The sequence below is a fragment of the Nonlabens sp. SCSIO 43208 genome (assembly GCF_050703575.1).
Taxonomy (GTDB): Bacteria; Bacteroidota; Bacteroidia; order Flavobacteriales; family Flavobacteriaceae; genus Nonlabens; species Nonlabens tegetincola.
Window position 1 is genome coordinate 1,528,948 of sequence record NZ_CP065365.1, and the last position, 18,808, is coordinate 1,547,755.

General features: G+C 35.8%; 17 protein-coding genes. 10 read left to right on the forward strand and 7 right to left on the reverse strand.

The window, feature by feature from the left end; translation table 11 throughout:
* Positions 1-40: 40 nt before the first annotated feature.
* The 4 genes from I5168_RS06950 (at position 41) to I5168_RS06965 (ending at position 6,108) form a co-directional block, all read left to right on the forward strand.
* The gene (locus I5168_RS06950; protein ID WP_431471314.1) at positions 41-2,029 is read left to right on the forward strand and encodes a DUF3352 domain-containing protein; all 1,989 of its coding nucleotides are present in this window, start codon (positions 41-43) and stop codon (positions 2,027-2,029) included.
* Positions 2,030-2,220: 191 nt separating this feature from the next.
* Positions 2,221-3,546: a dihydrolipoamide acetyltransferase family protein gene (locus tag I5168_RS06955; protein ID WP_105019476.1), complete on the forward strand. Its 1,326-nt coding sequence runs from the start codon at positions 2,221-2,223 to the stop codon at positions 3,544-3,546.
* 57 nt (positions 3,547-3,603) lie between these two features.
* Positions 3,604-5,682 (forward strand): alpha-ketoacid dehydrogenase subunit alpha/beta, encoded by a 2,079-nt coding sequence (locus I5168_RS06960; RefSeq protein ID WP_431471315.1) that lies wholly within the window; start codon positions 3,604-3,606, stop codon positions 5,680-5,682.
* Positions 5,683-5,685: 3 nt separating this feature from the next.
* The gene (locus I5168_RS06965) at positions 5,686-6,108 is read left to right on the forward strand and encodes an OsmC family protein (protein WP_431471316.1); all 423 of its coding nucleotides are present in this window, start codon (positions 5,686-5,688) and stop codon (positions 6,106-6,108) included.
* Between the two features lie 11 nt (positions 6,109-6,119).
* On the opposite strand, the gene I5168_RS06970 is transcribed toward I5168_RS06965, so the two are convergent.
* The 4 genes from I5168_RS06970 to I5168_RS06985 form a co-directional block, all read right to left on the reverse strand.
* Positions 6,120-7,523: a hypothetical protein gene (locus I5168_RS06970; protein WP_105019473.1), complete on the reverse strand. Its 1,404-nt coding sequence runs from the start codon at positions 7,521-7,523 to the stop codon at positions 6,120-6,122.
* Positions 7,524-7,714: 191 nt separating this feature from the next.
* A complete protein-coding gene (locus tag I5168_RS06975) occupies positions 7,715-8,293 on the reverse strand; it encodes a DUF4136 domain-containing protein (protein WP_338350107.1) in 579 nt (192 codons plus the stop codon).
* A 6-nt stretch (positions 8,294-8,299) separates the two neighbouring features.
* The gene (locus I5168_RS06980) at positions 8,300-10,324 is read right to left on the reverse strand and encodes a urocanate hydratase (protein ID WP_431471317.1); all 2,025 of its coding nucleotides are present in this window, start codon (positions 10,322-10,324) and stop codon (positions 8,300-8,302) included.
* On the reverse strand, positions 10,324-10,485 hold the full coding sequence (locus I5168_RS06985; RefSeq protein ID WP_181072639.1) for a DUF5522 domain-containing protein: 162 nt from the start codon (positions 10,483-10,485) through the stop codon (positions 10,324-10,326). The genes I5168_RS06980 and I5168_RS06985 overlap by 1 nt, the downstream gene beginning before the upstream one ends.
* A gap of 411 nt (positions 10,486-10,896) precedes the next feature.
* Between I5168_RS06985 and I5168_RS06990 the strand changes: the two genes are divergently transcribed.
* Genes I5168_RS06990 through I5168_RS07005 form a run of 4 tightly spaced genes read left to right on the forward strand, consistent with a single transcriptional unit; the run spans position 10,897 to position 14,823 of the window.
* Positions 10,897-11,832, forward strand: a complete 936-nt coding sequence (locus tag I5168_RS06990) for a 1-aminocyclopropane-1-carboxylate deaminase/D-cysteine desulfhydrase (protein WP_431471318.1) — start codon at positions 10,897-10,899, stop codon at positions 11,830-11,832.
* Positions 11,816-12,670 carry a glucosaminidase domain-containing protein gene (locus I5168_RS06995; RefSeq protein ID WP_431471319.1) on the forward strand — a complete coding sequence of 285 codons (855 nt, stop codon included), beginning with the start codon at positions 11,816-11,818 and terminating at the stop codon, positions 12,668-12,670. Before I5168_RS06990 ends, I5168_RS06995 begins: the two co-directional genes overlap by 17 nt.
* Positions 12,670-13,962: a glutamate-1-semialdehyde 2,1-aminomutase gene (gene hemL / locus I5168_RS07000; protein ID WP_105019467.1), complete on the forward strand. Its 1,293-nt coding sequence runs from the start codon at positions 12,670-12,672 to the stop codon at positions 13,960-13,962. The genes I5168_RS06995 and hemL overlap by 1 nt, the downstream gene beginning before the upstream one ends.
* A gap of 24 nt (positions 13,963-13,986) precedes the next feature.
* Positions 13,987-14,823 carry a sterol desaturase family protein gene (locus I5168_RS07005; protein WP_431471320.1) on the forward strand — a complete coding sequence of 279 codons (837 nt, stop codon included), beginning with the start codon at positions 13,987-13,989 and terminating at the stop codon, positions 14,821-14,823.
* A 31-nt stretch (positions 14,824-14,854) separates the two neighbouring features.
* On the opposite strand, the gene I5168_RS07010 is transcribed toward I5168_RS07005, so the two are convergent.
* From I5168_RS07010 to lysS, 3 genes are all read right to left on the reverse strand, one after another.
* A complete protein-coding gene (locus I5168_RS07010; protein WP_042277696.1) occupies positions 14,855-15,232 on the reverse strand; it encodes a hypothetical protein in 378 nt (125 codons plus the stop codon).
* A gap of 75 nt (positions 15,233-15,307) precedes the next feature.
* On the reverse strand, positions 15,308-15,718 hold the full coding sequence (locus I5168_RS07015) for a hypothetical protein (protein ID WP_431471321.1): 411 nt from the start codon (positions 15,716-15,718) through the stop codon (positions 15,308-15,310).
* A 113-nt stretch (positions 15,719-15,831) separates the two neighbouring features.
* A complete protein-coding gene (lysS, locus tag I5168_RS07020) occupies positions 15,832-17,523 on the reverse strand; it encodes a lysine--tRNA ligase (protein ID WP_060524219.1) in 1,692 nt (563 codons plus the stop codon).
* Positions 17,524-17,859: 336 nt separating this feature from the next.
* On the opposite strand from lysS, the gene I5168_RS07025 reads away from it, so the two are divergent.
* Together I5168_RS07025 and lipB are read left to right on the forward strand one after the other, a co-directional pair.
* The gene (locus I5168_RS07025; RefSeq protein WP_082586949.1) at positions 17,860-18,018 is read left to right on the forward strand and encodes a YqaE/Pmp3 family membrane protein; all 159 of its coding nucleotides are present in this window, start codon (positions 17,860-17,862) and stop codon (positions 18,016-18,018) included.
* A gap of 57 nt (positions 18,019-18,075) precedes the next feature.
* Positions 18,076-18,777 carry a lipoyl(octanoyl) transferase LipB gene (gene lipB / locus I5168_RS07030; RefSeq protein ID WP_431471322.1) on the forward strand — a complete coding sequence of 234 codons (702 nt, stop codon included), beginning with the start codon at positions 18,076-18,078 and terminating at the stop codon, positions 18,775-18,777.
* Positions 18,778-18,808 lie beyond the last annotated feature (31 nt).

The following is an 18,808-nucleotide window of genomic DNA, read 5'->3' on the forward strand; positions in this document are numbered from 1 at the left end:
ATCTGTAGTTATTATCTTGATCCAAAGGCTAAATCCTACAATGACCATAAAGAGGTATTTTAAAATTGCGCTATTTGCCCTTTTAGCTTTTATAGTTTACAAGGTCGCGAGTTGGTTTGTTTTTGAACCAGATCGTATAAACGCTTTTCATCTTGTACCTCATGATGCGATGTTTATAATTGAAACGCGCGAACCTATTAGTAATTTAGAAATTCTTTCTCAAAGTGAATTATGGGATCATTTGCAATCGAATGAGCAAATTGCATTGATGAGTGAGAAGTTAAACTCATTGGATTCTCTTTTTCAGTCAGAAAGAAATTTATTTAATAAAATAGGAGATAGAGATCTTATTATAAGTGCTCATAAAATCAGTTTTGATGATTACGGGTTTTTATACGTAGCCGATCTAAGGCAGTATTCAAAAATTGATTTGATTAAAAATAACATTAGCCAGTTGGTAAATGAGAATTACAGTGTTTCTAAAAGAGAATTTAAAGGACATGTAATTCAAGAGATATTGGATACAAATACAAATGAGGTTCTTAGAATAACCTTTATAGAAAATCAATTAGTAGCAAGTTACACACCTCGACTGGTTGAAAGAAGTATTACCACAAGCAAAAATCCTAAATTAAGTACCGACTTGAATTTCATAAAAGTGAAAAATGAAATTCAAGATGATGGCTTATTCAGGTTTTACTTGAATCACAATCAGCTCAGTAATTACTATGGTCTTTTTGTTAATGAATCCAGTGATATTATTGATATTCTTGAAAGAAATTTTTATTACAGCGGTTTTCAAATAGAAGAAGAAAGTGATCGATGGTTAAAAGCAACTGGTTATATAAGCGGTAATTCGACTGCACAAGCCTTTATAAAAGCATTAGACAATTCTGGAACAGGTAGCTTAGATGCCACTACTGTTTTGCCAAATGATACCGCACTTTATATAAGTTTTGGGTTTGATAATTTTCAATCTCTACAACAGGATTTTATTTCAATTTTAAAGAAACAAGAAAATAAAACAGTTGAAGAATATGAAAATGGTAAAAAGAAGATAGAGGAATTTCTGGATATAAATCTAGATCGTGATATGTACTCTTGGTGGGATGATGAATTTGCTTTTGCTACATTAGATAATAGCAATAATCCTAATTATAAGAATAACCAAGAAAGTATAATAGCTGCCATTAAATATAACGACGAGGATGTAATGCAGGAGCGGCTAAGATTTGTTCAAGAACAAATTCGTAAAAAATCTCCTGTCATGTTCAAAACGGTTAATTATAAACAACATGCAATAAATTTTCTTGATATAAAAGGGTTTTTTAAATGGGTGTTAGGAGGAATGTTTGAACGAATTGAAAAACCATATTATACAGTTATTGATGACTATATAGTCTTTTCCAACAGTCCAGTAACACTCAAAAAAATGATTGATGATTACGAGGACAAAAACACATTGATTTACAGCGATTATTACATGGATTTTATTGATGAATTCAGTACCCAAAGCAATGTGTTTTTTTATATAGATACTAATAAACTAGCTCATGTAGGAAGTGAATACTTAAATAAAGAAACTCAACTACTGCTTAATAAGCAACACGATTTTTACTCTCAATTTACCCAACTAGGTTTTGAGTTAAAGGCAAAGGATGATTTATTTAAAACAAGAGCTGTAATGAGATATGATCCTGATTACGATAATCAGGTGCAAGAATTAGAGCAACAAGTTTCACCAGGAATTGAGTTGGTGCGCAATGTGGTAAATCTAGATAAAGAAACAATATTTCAGCTTGACCTATTTCCTTCAGATTTTACTGCTAGTGATTATGAGCAATTCTACTCAAATGGTCAGCTTAAATTCAAAGTTCCTTTAAGTGATGGTTTACCTAACGGTAGATATAGAGAATATTATATCACTGGTGAGTTGAAAATTTCTGGACGCTTTAAACTAGGTAAGCAAATTGGCAAATGGAAAGCCTTCTATCCTAATGGAAAACGCTTTCACCAAAAAAGCTTTTAGCCCTATTTACTAGATTAAATATTACATGCCGTAAAGTAAAATTTGATGCTTACTACTAACCAATAAACCAACATTGAATCAAAAATGATTAAAAAAGCTTTTGATTTTTTAGTCTATTTCATACCTAAAAATATTACTACTTTAAGAATTATAAGTAAGCTAACAACCGTTAGTTTTCTTATTTTTATCCCATGGCAAAAATGGAAGATTTTGTTTTACCCAAAATGGGTGAAAGTATAACCGAAGGAACTGTACTCAATTGGATGGTACAACCAGGAGAATCCTTTAAAGAAGGAGATATTCTTGTTGAAGTAGGTACTGATAAAGTTGATAATGAAGTACCTGCGACTGCTAGTGGTATCATGCAGGAGCATTTATTCAATTCAGGAGACGTGGTTGAAATAGGCGCTGTGATTGCTCGATTTGAGCCAGTAGAAGGAGCAGTAAGTTCAACAAAAAAAACAGACAATTCCGCACAAAAAGCACCTCAAAAAACGAGTTCTGAGAAACCAAAACAAACACCTCTCAAGCCTAAAAAAGCCGTAACCAGTTCAATTAGTAATTCTCAAACCTCATTTGTCAATGTTGATAGGTTCATAAGCCCGTTAGTAGAAAGTATAGCAAGAGAGCATCATATTTCGTATGAGGAATTAGCTCGTATTCCCGGCACTGGTAAAGATAATCGTCTACGCAAGAGTGATGTAATACAATATTTGAATGAAGGCAGGCCTTATCAATTTGCACAATCAGTATCGCCAGAACCAGACCCAACAGCATATAGAATTCCCCAACTCAATTTAGACAAAGGAACTGGTCGTATTGTAGAAATGGACCGCATGCGCAGCATGATTGCAGATCACATGGTGTACAGTAAACACACTAGTCCACATGTTACTGCCTATGTTGAAGCAGATTTGACTGATGTAGTACGCTTTCGCGAAAGCGTGAAAAACGAATTCCAAGAAAAACACGGCAACAAACTGACCTTTACGCCATTATTCGTTAAAGCTGTTGCCAGCGCTATCAAAGAATTTCCAATGATTAATAGTAGTCTGGATGGCAAAAACATTATCGTAAAAGAGGAAATTAATGTTGGGATGGCAACGGCGTTACCCACCGGTAATTTAATAGTGCCTGTAGTTAAAAATGCCGATCAAAAAACACTACCTGAACTAGCTGCCGATGTAAATCGACTTGCTGGGCTAGCTAGGGATAATAAACTAGGTGGTGATGATATAAAAGGAAGCACCTTTACAATTAGTAATGTAGGGACCTTTGGTTCCTTAATGGGAACACCCATTATCAATCAACCGGAAGTCGCAATATTGGCAACTGGGATTATTAAAAAGCGTGCCGAAGTAATCACAGAAAATGGAGAAGATCGCATCGAGATTCGCAGTATGATGATGTTAAGCTTAAGTTTTGATCATCGTGTTGTTGACGGTTATTTAGGCGGTAGCTTTTTGAAAAAGGTAGCCGATAATATGGCTCTTGTTCCCGATCTTAAAGATTTATAACACTATAAAATCACTGTCTACATCATTAATGTGATGTTGACAAGTAAAACATTTAATATGAGTAATTTTATAAATGATACTCAATTTAAGGAAAACCTTAAAAAGGCCTATCGTAATCTAGTTACTGCCAAAGCAATGGCAGAGCATTACGAAGACAATTTTAAGCTGGTTTCAAAATATGTACATGCCACTAGTCGTGGTCATGAGGTGATACAAACAGCAATCGGAATGCAATTGCTACCTCAAGATTTTGCATTTCCCTACTATCGCGACGATGCCATGCTGCTCGCAATAGGTATGAAGCCTTATGATTTAATGCTACAGTTATTAGCTAAAAAAGATGATCCCTTCAGTGGTGGTCGTACCTATTACTCACACCCATCATTGAATGACGAGGATAAGCCTAAAATTCCTCATCAAAGTAGCGCAACAGGAATGCAAGCAATTCCTGCAACAGGTGTAGCAATGGGAATGTGGTACAAGGAAAGTCTTGAAGATTTGAAGCAAGATGACGATGTTAACATGCCTATCGTTGTTTGTTCACTAGGTGATGCCAGTGTAACCGAAGGTGAAATAGCGGAAGCCTGGCAAATGGCAGCCCTTAAACAATTACCTATTCTATATCTAGTACAAGATAATGGCTGGGATATAAGTGCTAATGAAGCAGAAACACGAGCACAAAATGCTGCTCAATATGCATCAGGGTTTCATGGCTTAGAGTCGGTAAGTATTGATGGGACAGACTTTGAGGAATCATATAAAACCCTTGAAAAAGTTATTGAAACTATTAGGACAGAACGCAGACCATTTGTAGTTCATGCCAAGGTGCCTTTGCTTAATCATCATACAAGCGGTGTTCGCATGGAGTTTTATAGAGATGATCTTGAAGAGGCACGTAGTCGTGACCCTTATCCACGAATGCGTGAGCTTATGGGTAAATATGGATATAGCGAGCTGGAACTGGATGAAATGGACGCTTTCGCGAAAGCAGAAGTAGAGCAATCTCTCAAAAGTGCAATAGAACAACCAGACCCAGAACCAGCAGATTTGTTTACGCATGATTTTGCACCTACACCGATTACTGAGGAAAAAGGAGAACGATCGCCAAAGGACGCAGAAAAAGTAGTCATGGTGGACTGTGCCTTGTTTGCTATTGAAGAATTGATGCGCAAGCATCCTGAATGCTTACTTTATGGGCAAGATGTAGGAGGAAGATTAGGTGGTGTTTTTAGAGAAGCAGCTACACTAGCTCAAAAGTTTGGTGATAATCGAGTTTTTAACACTCCTATTCAAGAAGCCTTTATAGTAGGTAGTACAGTAGGAATGAGTGCGGTAGGATTGAAACCAATAGTTGAAGTTCAATTTGCAGATTATATATGGCCAGGTCTGAATCAATTATTTACCGAGGTCTCAAGATCATGTTACTTGAGTAATGGTAAATGGCCAGTATCAATGATTTTAAGAGTGCCTATAGGTGCCTATGGTAGTGGTGGTCCTTATCACTCATCATCTGTAGAAAGTGTTATAACCAATATACGAGGTCTTAAAATAGCATATCCTTCTAATGGTGCCGATTTAAAAGGACTGATGAAAGCAGCTTATTACGATCCTAATCCTGTGGTGATTTTTGAACACAAAGGTTTGTATTGGTCCAAAGTGCCCGGGACAAAAGGAGCAACTAGCATAGAGCCTAGCGAGGATTACGTCCTGCCATTTGGTAAAGCATGGGTTTTACAAGAAATTTGGAAACAAGAGGAAGAGGAAACCTTGTCGATAATTACCTATGGAATGGGTGTTCACTGGGCTATGAATGCTACTCAAGAATTAGGAGTTCAGGATAGAATAGAGGTAGTCGATCTGCGTACTCTACATCCGTTGGACTATCAGACTGTATTTACCAGTGTAAAGAAATGCGGTAAATGTTTAATTGTAACCGAAGAACCTAGTGATAATGGGTTTTCGCGAGGATTGCAAGGTCGTATTCAAGAAGAATGTTTTAAAGAGTTAGACGCACCAGTAATGCTTATAGGAAGTGAGAATATGCCTGCGATTCCTTTAAATAGTACGCTAGAGCAAACCATGATTCCTAGTACTGAAAAGGTAAAGAATAAGATTGAAGAGGTATTGAATTATTAAGTGATGAAAATTCAAATTGAACGTAAGAATGATGATTTTTTGATGGAAGCAACAGGCTCCTCAGGAAATACAGTAATGATCGATCATAGTGGCGCAACTCCTGTACAAGGAGTAAGTCCAATGGAACTTGTTTTAATGGGAGTAGGTGGCTGTAGCGCAATTGATATTATTGATATTCTAAAAAAGCAACGTCAATCTATCACTAGTTACAAAGTTGAGGTGGAAGGAGATCGATTTGAATTAGATCATGCAAAACCATTTAAGTCAATCACTTGTGCTATTCATCTGGAAGGAGATATAGACGATAAAAAGGCTGCTCGTGCAGCGGCTTTAAGTTTTGAGAAATACTGTAGTGTTTCTAAAACTTTTGATGCTGTAGTTGCGATTAACTATAAAGTAATAGTAAACGGTACCGATATTGAGTAACCTTAGAGGTTTTATTTGATTTTTTTAATAGTAAAAAAATTACTTCCTGCCTCGGGTCTCATGGTAACTGTTCCCGTGTTCCCTGTTTGTTCTACATGAATATAGACTTGATCACCTGCTTCTAATTCAACAAGTTCATTTATGTTGATACTAGAAGTTGTTACACCATTTCTATTTCTCATGTAGTTGTTAGATGTTGTTGTTCCTGGATATATTGTGGTTCCTCCTCGATCTACCCTTAATTCAGCATCTAATTGAATGTCAACGTTAGTAGATCCTGAATCGACAATTATTGACATATTTACCTTTATTTCAAACCTTCCATCTTCTCCTATTGTCAATCTTGTTGTGCCTGATCCGTAGCTTACGTTAAATAAACTATAATCATCATTCCATTCCGCAAAGGAAAACAGTTCTAATTCGTTTGAAGTGAAATCGTTTAAATTTTGAGTTCTATTTGCTGCATTACCAAACCTTGCTGAGCGTGTTTCTGCAAATTGTGGTATCCATCTACTACCATTCCATACATACACACCTTGGCGAACATCGTTAAGATATCCTGATGGAGTTAAATTTTCACTTCTATTGTAAACCATTGTACCTGAAGCTGGATTTGATGGTAATGGACTGAAACTATTTGCAGCTGTTAAACTAACTCTATTTAGTAGAAGTCCACGATTACTCTGACTTAAGGCAAGCGAAGCGTATTCTGGGTTAGCATTAGAGCCTACGTCTAGATTATGTCTACTTGAGTTTGCACTAAGAATTACATTTGAATCTCCTCGAATTTGCAGACTCATATCACCATCTCCATCAGGATTAAGTGTTATCTGTCTAGAGGTGCCAAAATTTTGTAATTTCAAAAAGTCATACCCGTCACTTGTAAACATTAAGCCTTCATCGGATCCGTTCAAATACATTCCTGAATTAGTTTTATTCGCAAATGAATAGGATGGTAACGATTCGGTTCCATTAGAATAACTCAAAAGTCTACCAGATGTAGTTATTTGAAATCTATCATTATTATTCGTTTTAATGATAACAGGGATGTTATTATTTGTACCAAACCTGTCCGTTGAAATGGCATTATTTCCTTCTACCGACCAATCTTTTAAATTGGTTAATAAAATCCAGCTGTTGGAACCATTCCAATAATAAAAACCGGGTGAAACGGCATTTGTCCCGGAAGTGGTTGCTGTATTATAAACTAAAACACCTTCTTCAAGTGTGCTACCTACTAAATTTATTCCACTTAAGCTATTAGTTGAGTTAAGTGATACTTTAGGAATTAATATTCCTTTATCGGATGATGAGATATCCAATGCAGTACCATCGGCAGGAGAAGTGGTGTTTATACCAACCTGAGCTAAGCTCGTGGCAAAAGAAAAAAGGAAAATAACTGAAATTAATTTCAAAACATTATCATTTTAGATTATGCAAATCAAAAACTTAAATGTCATAATCACGTATTTATCAACGTATTATTGTTAATTTCAGTTAAAGGGTATAAAAATCAGATGTATAGATGAGGTTTTCTCAATACACTTACGATTATTTGATGTGATTCCTTGATAATGAAGCCTATTTAATACTAATTCCAAAAAAGTTATCTAGCTGGCTCTGGTGGAAATTGCTCTAATATTTCTTTAACCATTTCATTGGTTCGTTCTATTTTGTCTTGTGGTGTGGTCTTTAACGGCGCTGTTCCTATACCTTGCCAAATAAGCTCTTTTTTATTGGTGTCTATAAAATCTATATAAAGAACGCCTTCGGTAACTCGGTTTACGCTATTGCCCCATGGGCCACCCCAAAAGCCGCCCCAGCCCCAGCCCCAGCCGACATTCCAACCCCAGTTGTTATACACATCAACACGCTCCTTGGCATCAGTGAAAATATTAATCATGAAATCAGGATTTTGAGATTTGGTAAATCCTTTTGCTTGCATATTCGCATCAATAGCTCTAAGAATACGTTTTTTATCAAGTTCGCTTACATCGGCTTCGTCAATACCTTGTTTGTAGTAGGCGTACGTTTGATACTTGTTAAAATCTGCATTTACATCATAATCTTGAGTAACTCGTACTGTTTGACAACTAGCAGCTACTATTGTTATTAATAAAAGGGTAAAAAATCGTTTCATAGCTATTGGGTTTTGCGCTTTCGCGAAAGCGATAACAACTTTCACGATTTGCTAATTAATATTTTTAATTAAGTTACTGTCTACTTTATTAGGTAACGTAACTTTCAAATCTGGATTAAGTTCCATTGCTCGTTTAATCGCAAATGTTGCATTTTCATTACGAGCCCAGTTTCTTCTTGCTATTCCATTATTAACGTCCCAGAAAAGCATACTCTCCAAATTATTTTGAGCTTCTTTACTACCATCAATAACCATGCCGAATCCACCATTAACTACTTCGCCCCAGCCTACACCACCGCCATTATGAATGGAAACCCATGTAGCACCTCTGAAGCTATCGCCTATTACATTGTGTATAGCCATATCTGCTGTAAATCTAGAGCCGTCATAAATGTTTGATGTTTCACGGTATGGTGAGTCTGTTCCTGATACATCATGATGATCTCGGCCTAAAATTACAGGGCCTATTTCTTCTTGCGCTATGGCTTGATTAAAAGCTTTGGCTATTTCTATTCTTCCTAAAGCATCTGCATATAAAATACGTGCTTGTGACCCTACTACAAGTTGATTTTGTTGTGCGCCCTTAATCCATTGGATATTGTCTTGCATTTGTTGTTTAATCTCTTGTGGAGAGTTTGCTGCTAGTTTTTCTAAAACTTGAGTAGCAATTTCATCTGTTTTTTTAAGATCTGTAGGATCATTACTAGCACAAACCCATCTAAATGGGCCAAACCCGAAGTCAAAACACATAGGTCCCATTATATCTTGTACGTATGATGGGTATTTGAATTCTGTAGTTTCTCCTTTGATGTTAGCTCCTGCACGACTGGACTCTAATAAAAAGGCATTACCATAATCAAAGAAATAGGTTCCTTGATCAGTATGTTTATTCACAGCAGCAACGTGTCTTCTTAAAGAATTTTGAACCTGACTTTTAAATTCTTCAGGTTGTTCACTCATCATTTTATTTGCCTGTTCAAAAGATAGATCTACCGGGTAGTAACCGCCAGCCCATGGGTTGTGTAAGCTAGTTTGATCGCTACCTATCGCAATTTCTATTCCTGCTTCATGGAAGGATTCCCATACATGAACGACGTTTCCTAGATAGGCAATTGATAAAGGTTCCTTGTGTTGTTGGGCAACTTTTACTCGTTCTACTAACTCATGTGTGTTGTCAATTACAATATCCACCCATCCTTGTGAATGTCGAGTTTGTACCGCCTTTGGATTCATTTCGGCACAAACGGTGATACAACCTGCAATATTTCCAGCTTTTGGTTGTGCTCCACTCATTCCTCCTAATCCAGAAGTAACAAATACATTACCTAATGGAGATTTTCCAATTTTTCTAAAGGCGTTTAATACAGTTATAGTGGTACCATGAACGATTCCTTGAGGACCTATATACATGTAGGATCCTGCTGTCATTTGACCGTATTGGGTGACACCTAGTGCATTAAATTTTTCCCAATCATCAGGTTTAGAATAATTAGGTATCATCATTCCATTTGAAACAACACAGCGAGGAGCCTTATTATGTGAAGGGAATAACCCCATTGGGTGACCGCTGTACATGACTAAAGTTTGTTCATCGGTCATTTCGCTCAAATATTGCATAGTGAGTAAATATTGAGCCCAGTTTTGAAAAACAGCACCATTACCACCGTAAGTGATAAGTTCATGAGGATGCTGTGCGACCGCGTGATCAAGATTATTTTGAATCATGAGCATTATTCCTGCAGCCTGTTTAGAACGAGCTGGATAATCGTCAATAGATCTAGCTTTTATTTCTTCCTTAGGCATGAAACGATACATATAAATACGTCCATACTCGTCTAATTCTTGTTTAAACTCTGGTAATAAAATGGAGTGAAATTCAGGTTTAAAATATCGGAGTGCGTTGCGCAATGCAAGTTGTTCTTCTTCTTTATTGAGAATTTTTTTTCTTTTAGGAGCATGGTTTACTGAGTTGTCATAGACATATGGGTCTGGTAAAGATTCAGGAATACCCTGTTTTATACTCTGTTGAAATATGTCTAAATCAAACTGACTGTTGTTATTGATAGTTTTGTTCATTATTTCTGGCTGTTTGTTTTTTTATTGTAACCGTATGGGCAGTGTCTGCATCCACTTTCACAACAATAACCTCTTTTTAAATGGTATTGTTCAGTGAAACAACGATACCCTTCTGGTGTTAAGTAGTAATCTCCTTCCTCAAGGGGAATATGTTTTTTCATGGCTTAAAAATACTATTTTACGGTGGTATGACCGTAAGGATAATAGGCTTTTGACTTAATAAATACTACCTTTATCACTATGATAGTGGTCGAAATTTCATTTCTTAAAAATTATAACGGTATAACGCTATATCCATTTTTATTAGTCAAATCCAAATCGCTTAAAAATGATCCGGTTTTTATGAATCATGAAAGAATTCACGCCAGGCAACAGCTGGAGCTTTTAATCGTCTTTTTCTATTTATGGTATCTGTTGGAATATCTAATATTAAGAGTTAGTAAATCACATGATTTAGCCTATAGATCAATAAGATTTGAAAAAGAAGCTTATTGTATGGAAACGGAGCTACAATACTTAAAAAAGCGAAAACCCTATGCTTTTTTACATTATTAGCTTGCTACCTTTGTCCTATGCAAGATTATGGAGTAATACAGTCTGAAAATCAGTTTTTTAAAACACTTAATAACGTTTTAATAGATATTAAGCGAGAAGACTTATTGCATCCTGAAGTATCTGGTAATAAGCTTAGGAAATTAAAATATAACATATTACATGCACAAAAAGAATCCATCAATACCCTAGTTACATATGGAGGAGCTTTTTCAAATCATATAGCAGCCACAAGCGCCGCTGCAAAAATTGCTGGTTTATCTAGTATCGGGATTATAAGAGGAGAGGAATTGGGTTTAAATCTAAAAAAAACCTTAGCAAGTAATAATACCTTACTCACGGCTCACAACAATGGAATGAAATTTCACTTTGTAACTAGAGAATCTTACAAGCAAAAGGATGATCAATACTATCGAGAGCTTTTTAAGGAACACGGTAAACTTATGATTATCCCAGAAGGTGGAACTAACCAACTGGCAATTCAAGGAACCAAAGAAATATTAACCGACCAAGATAAATCTCATTATGATTTTATTGCCGTGGCTGGCGGAACAGGTGGAACGGCAGCAGGTATTATTGAAAGCAGCGCACCTAACCAAAAGGTTTTAGTGTTTTCTGCCTTAAAGGGAGGTTTTTTAAAGGAGGAAATAAACAAGCTTACTCTTCGTTCTAATTTTCAAGTGTTTTCTGAGGATAGATTTGGAGGATACGCAAGGTCTGATAATGAACTAATTAAATATATGAATTCACGCTTTCGCGAAAGCGGAGTACCACTTGATCCCATATACACTTCAAAAATGATGTTCCATCTAGAAGACCTTATTTTAAAAGGTGTTTTTCCTAAAGATTCTCGTATTTTAGCAATTCATACAGGAGGATTACAGGCGATCGCTGGTTACAATCAAATGTTGAAAAGAAAAAGAAGAGAAGAAATTACTTATGAGTTTGAAATTTAAAAATTTGCTGATCATTTTCTTTGGAGTGATGCTATTAACATCGTGCGGTGGTAGTAAAAAAGTAGTGACTACAAAGAAGAAAAAGACAACTCAAACAATTACTCAACCAGATTCGACGCCACAAGCCATAGGTCAACAAGAAGAAGATAAGGTTACTAAAACTACAAAGCCTGATAGTAAAGATAAGGTGTCCACTTACATAGATTTATTTGCTAATACCGCCATGCGAGAGATGAAACTTTATAAGATACCAGCTAGTATCACGCTAGCTCAAGGTATTCTAGAAAGTGGATCTGGTGAAGGTCGTCTAGCTGTAGAGGCTAACAACCACTTTGGAATAAAATGTCATAAAGGATGGACTGGTGGACGCATATATCATGATGATGATAAGGCGCAAGAATGTTTTAGGACCTATAATGATCCAGACTATTCTTATCGTGATCATTCTCTATTTTTGAGAGATAGGAAAAGATATGCAGGTTTATTCAAATTACAACCAGATGATTACCAAGGTTGGGCCAAAGGTTTAAGAGCTGCTGGATATGCCACAGATAGACGTTACCCTCAAAAACTCATAAGTTTAATTGAGCGTTATGAGCTATACAAGTACGATAATATGGTACTAGGAAACCCTACGGATTCTAAAACCAGAACTATCACCGATGTAAGACCAAGTGTACAAGCATCGCACAAAGTTGTAGCCGGCGACACACTTTATAGTATTTCAAGAAAATATAATATTACAGTAGATCAATTGAAAGCCTTTAATGGTTTAAAGGACAACACTATTAGTGTAGGTCAAGAACTATTTGTAGAACCTCTTCCTAAAGATTTTTAATGTCATTTATTTATCAACGTAGTAGTGCCTTATTTAATGAGGCAAAAAAATATATTCCTGGTGGTGTAAACTCACCGGTACGAGCATTTAACGCAGTAGGCGGTGATCCCGTATATGTCAAAAGCGCCAAAGGAGCTTATCTTCAAACTGAGGATGGACATGAAATTATAGATTATATAGCTTCATGGGGTCCAATGATATTAGGTCATGCCTTTGAGCCCGTAGTGAATTCGGTAAAAGAGGCTGTTGACCGTGGTACTTCCTATGGTATGCCTACTGAATTGGAGACCAAAATTGCTGCTCTTGCCATTGAAATGGCTCCTAATATTGATCAAATTAGAATGGTAAACTCTGGTACCGAGGCTTGTATGAGTGCAGTAAGGCTAGCTAGAGGTTACACAGGTCGAGATAAAATTATCAAATTTGCAGGTTGCTACCACGGGCATAGTGATTCCTTTTTAATTCAAGCTGGTAGTGGTGCGGTGACTTTTGGGAGTCCAAATAGTCCTGGAGTAACAAAAGGAACAGCTCAAGATACTTTACTTGCCCAGTACAACAACCTTGATCAGGTTGCACAGCTATTTGAGCATAATAAGGATCAAATTGCCTGTATCATTCTAGAGCCTATTGCTGGTAACATGGGTTGTATAATACCACAGGAAGGATTTCTACAAGGATTAAGAGAATTGTGTGATCAAAATAATGCACTACTCATTTTTGATGAGGTGATGACTGGTTTTAGGCTAGCTCGTGGTGGTGCACAAGAGGTAACAGGTGTAAATGCAGACATTGTTACCTATGGTAAAGTCATAGGTGGCGGATTACCTGTAGGAGCATTTGCAGCACGTCAAGAAATTATGAATTATTTAGCGCCACTAGGTCCAGTTTATCAGGCTGGTACATTAAGTGGTAATCCACTAGCGATGAGTGCCGGATATGCAATGTTAGATCATTTGAATAAACATCCAGAAGTGTTTGATAGTCTTTCTCAAAAAACGGAGTATTTACATAAGGGAATTCAAGAAGTTCTAGAGAGTAAGGGAATCGAGTATCAGATTAATAGATTTGGATCGATGATGTCAGTTCATTTTACTCCAGATCCAGTAGTGGATTTTGAAAGCGCAGCCAAAGGAAACAATGAGTGGTTTAAAAAATATTTTCATGGATTGCTAGAACGAGGTATTTATTTGCCACCTAGTGCATTTGAAAGCTATTTCTTAAATGATGCTCTTTCTTATCAAGATCTAGACAGAACTATTGAGGCTACTCAGGAAGTAGTTAAAAGCTGGTAGCATAACTTTTGCTACTTTAGTGAGATGGAAGCATTTTTAAAAATCTTTGAAACAATGCCCATCTACTATAAATTGGTGTGGCTGATAGGTTTGATTACCCTTTTCTGGATTCTTGAAGGATACTATAGTTTTTTAAAATCACCTTACGATAAATGGAAGCATGCTCAAACAAATCTTGCCTTGCTTACATTTACTATGATTATTAATGTAGTATTTGGTTTACTGACTGCTGGTGTTTTTATTTTTCTAGAGCAAAATAGTTTAGGAGTATTAAATTATGTGAGTTTGCCTATCTGGTTAGAACTAGTCATAAGTTTATTAGTACTAGATCTTGTTGCTCAATATGGCATTCATTTTTTACTACATAAAAGTAGTATTTTATGGAGGCTTCACACGGTACACCACAGTGATACTTTTTTAGATGTTACTAGTGGAACTAGACATCACCCTTTGGATTTTATGTTAAGGGAATTTGCAGCTTTGATAGCAGTAGTGATTACAGGTATGCCTATAGGTTTTTATCTTATATATAGGATCATTACAGTATTTTTCACTTATTGGAGTCATGCAAATATTAGTTTACCTAAAAAACTGGATAAAACATTAAGCTACCTAATAGTAACACCTGGTATGCATAAATTCCATCATCATGATAGTATGCCTATAACAGATACAAATTTTGGGAATATTCTGAGTATTTGGGATCACATATTTGGAACCTATTACTATGGTGATAGCCAAAATATCAACTACGGATTGGACATTGTCGATAGTAAGCGCTCAAACGATTTGAAGTATCAGTTAGGTTTGCCTTTTAACAAAACTATCCAGTATAAAAACAAAGAAGGCTCTCAAAATTGAGAACCTTCTTTTAATCGACCAATCTATATTATTATTTCGGAGATTGTTTGCTTTTTAATAAGTTGTACTTTTCTGTACCTAGTACTTCTTTAAGGCGCTTTTCATAATTACTTTGTACATCATTTAAAGTTCCTTGCAAGTCATTCGTTTCTCCTCTTTGCGCTTCTCTTTCTATACGAATAACCATTGATTCGCGATCTCTAACTATTTCTCGTAGCTCGCTTACCTTTTTCTCATCCAATTTAACAGCATCAACAATCAATTGAACTTTAGTTTCTATTTTCTTATTGAATTCTTTAACTCTGATATGAGTTTGCGCAGAAACTTCCTGTTGTTCTGCCGTAATAGTTTGTTGTGAATATGCACTTACTGAACACACAATGGCTAATAAGAATATGATCTTTTTCATTTGATGGTATTTGTTGAGTTTAAAAATAAACAAATAATATAAACTAGCCTTATCAATAATTAAAACTTAGTTTAATTACTCATTTCTTCTACGTTTATGTTTCTTTCTGCCTTCAGTTCTCTTTCTTTTATGCATTTTCTGCCACTTTTCGTATTGATCGGCTGTTAGAATTGATTTCATTTTTCTTTTAAATTCAAGTTTTTTATCCAATCTAGTGTTTAAACGATTGAACTTTTCGTCATTACTCAAATTTTTCATTTCCTCGCGATTCTCTCTCAAGCTTTGACGTTCCAATTCTTGATTTGCGATTAATGGTTCAATACTATTGATTTGCTTGTCCGACAAATCTAGTGCTACAGCCATTTTTTTAACTTTAAGTTCTGCACGTTGTTCTGGTGTAAAATCATTTCCTTTTTTTGGAAGTGGGCGTTGTGCTACGGATATCGCTGTCACAAAAAATGTAGCGATTAGAATGATGTTTTTCATATTTAAAATTTTATTTGTCCTTATGACTGGCTTATAGTTGAAAAGTTTAATCAAAGAAAAACCGCTAGTATTTACTAGCGGTTTTTATAATTTTAAAATCGTACCAGTTCAGGCTACACTAAATCGATAAAAAGTCCATCATCTGTTTTCTCAACTTTGGCTACCTTTTTACCAGTCAATCCTTTTACTGTTTTATCCCATTTCTTATTAGATAGTCCACTGTCAGATTTAAGCGCATTCAACTCTACTTTGCCTGATTTTTTTAATAGTTCATATACCATTTTTTCATCATCATTGAGGTCGACGTTTAATTTTTTCTCCGGTCTCATCTGTGGGAAAAATAAAACTTCTTGAATGGATGGGTTGTTGGTTAAAAACATAATTAGTCGATCCATTCCTATTCCTAATCCAGACGTAGGTGGCATACCGTATTCTAGAGCTCTTAAAAAGTCTTGATCTATAAACATCGCCTCGTCATCACCACGATCGGCTAGAGCCAGTTGAGCTTCAAATCGCTCGCGTTGATCTATAGGATCGTTAAGCTCACTATAAGCATTGGCTATTTCTTTACCACAAACCATCAATTCAAAACGTTCCGTAAGTTCTGGATGATCACGGTGTTCCTTGGTTAATGGTGACATTTCTTTAGGATAATCAGTAATGAAGGTAGGTTGAATAAAGTTTCCTTCACATTTTTCACCAAATATTTCGTCGATGAGCTTTCCTTTACCCATTGTGTTATCTACTTCTATTCCTTCCGCTTTCGCGAAAGCGTACAACTCTTCCTCGCTCTTACCGGTAATATCAAAACCGGTGAACTGTTTGATAGCATCAGTCATGGTGACTCTAGGGTATGGAGCTTTCCATTCAATGGTATGATCGCCAAATGTACTTTGAGTAGTACCATTTACTGCAACCGCGCAATGTTCTAATAATTGCTCGGTAAAATCCATCATCCAGTTATAATCTTTGTAAGCCACATAAATTTCCATGGCTGTAAATTCTGGATTGTGTGTGCGATCCATCCCTTCATTCCTGAAGTTTTTACTGAATTCATATACACCGTCAAATCCTCCTACAATCAATCTCTTAAGATACAGCTCATTTGCAATACGCATATAAAGAGGAATGTCAAGAGAGTTGTGATGTGTGATAAAAGGCTTTGCAGCCGCACCACCAGGAATAGGTTGTAAAATTGGAGTCTCTACTTCAAAATATTCACGCGAATTGAAAAATTCACGCATGGCATTAAAAAGTTTTGTTCTTTTGACAAAAACATTTTTAACATCTGGATTAACTACTAAATCCACATATCGTTGACGATAACGTTGTTCTGCATCATCAAATTTGTCATAAACCTTTCCATCAGCATCCGTTTTTGCAAAGGGTAGTGGACGCAAGGTTTTCGTAAGCAATGTGAAATTAGTGACTTTTACAGTCATTTCACCTACCTGTGTTTTAAAAAGCTCACCTTCTATTCCTATAATGTCACCTATATCTAATAATTTTTTATAGACTTCATTATAAAGCGTTTTGTCATCACCGGTACAAATTTCATCACGATTAAAGTAAACTTGTATACGACCTTCTGAGTCTTGAATTTCGGCAAAACTAGCCTTACCTTGTATACGTCTAGAGGTTAATCTACCAGCGATGTTTACCTGTTTACCTTCTTTAAAATCGGCTTTAATTTGTTTAGTAGAATGGTCTACGGGATAAAGCGCTGCTGGATAAGGATCTATTCCCATCTCACGCAGTTTTGCCAATTTTTCACGGCGTACGATTTCTTGTTCAGAAAGTTGCATAAATAGGTGTTTTTATAAGCCTGCAAAGGTAAATTAAAACAGAAAAGTAACTTTAATAAGAATGTGAAAAATGAAAAGAACATTATTAAGAGTACTTTGATTGTCTAATAGTCTGTTGCTAAATAAAAAACATGTGCTTTTTAACGAGTTCTTTTCAGCTCAAAAAAAACTGATTATAAAGTAGTTAACCTAAGTGTATTTAAATGTGTTTAAGTCACTACTAAAAACTGATCGTTGTGAATTCATCTAGATTAAATAAGCTGAAGAAAAAAATGTAACATTTGTCATTTTACACAGTCATATTACTGCAATCACATCACCTTTAAATTATAATATATGAGCGTTTGGCGAGTAATTTTGGCCATTATTTTTCCTCCACTTGCAGTAATTGGTAAAGGCTGTGGTTCTATTTTGATTGTATTGATATTAACCTTGTTAGGATGGGTTCCTGGTGTTATTGCTGCATTGATCATACTAAATAATCCTGACAGATAATATAAATATTTAGCGATTTAGTATAAGTTTAACCAAAGTTAATATTACCTTTGCAAAATGAATAAAAAGGTCTTCTTTCAGGATTTAGGGGTCGGTGACTATAAACAGACCTGGGTTTATCAAGAACAACTCTTTAAAGAAATTCTTGATATTAAAATTGAAAATAGGAAAGAAGATTCCAAGAATCCTACACCTAATCACCTATTATTTGTAGAACATAATCACGTTTACACGCTGGGTAAAAGTGGTGATCTGGATAACCTTCTTGCCAATGAAGCCGTTCTTAAACAAATCAATGCCGATTTTTATAAAATTAATCGTGGCGGAGACATCACTTATCACGGTCCTGGACAGATTACAGGTTACCCAATTCTTGACCTAGAAAATTTCTTTACTGACATTCATGAATATTTACGTTTACTAGAAGAAATCTTCATTAAAATTTTGGCCGATTACGGTCTTAAAGGTGAACGTAGTGATGGTGAAACTGGGGTATGGCTGGATGTAGGAACACCATTTGCACGTAAAATTTGTGCTCTAGGAGTACGTGCTAGTCGTTGGGTTACCATGCATGGTTTTGCTTTTAATGTAAATACAGATCTAGGTTATTTTGACCATATTATTCCTTGTGGAATAGAAGATAAAGCAGTAACATCTCTAGCAGCAGAGCTAAAAAGACCTGTAGATCAAGAGGAGATCAAGCAAAAAATTAAAACCTATTTTGTTGAGCTTTTTGAAGCAGATCTTGTAGAAAAGTAATTCTCGTCTTCTTGCCGATCATGTAAATTGA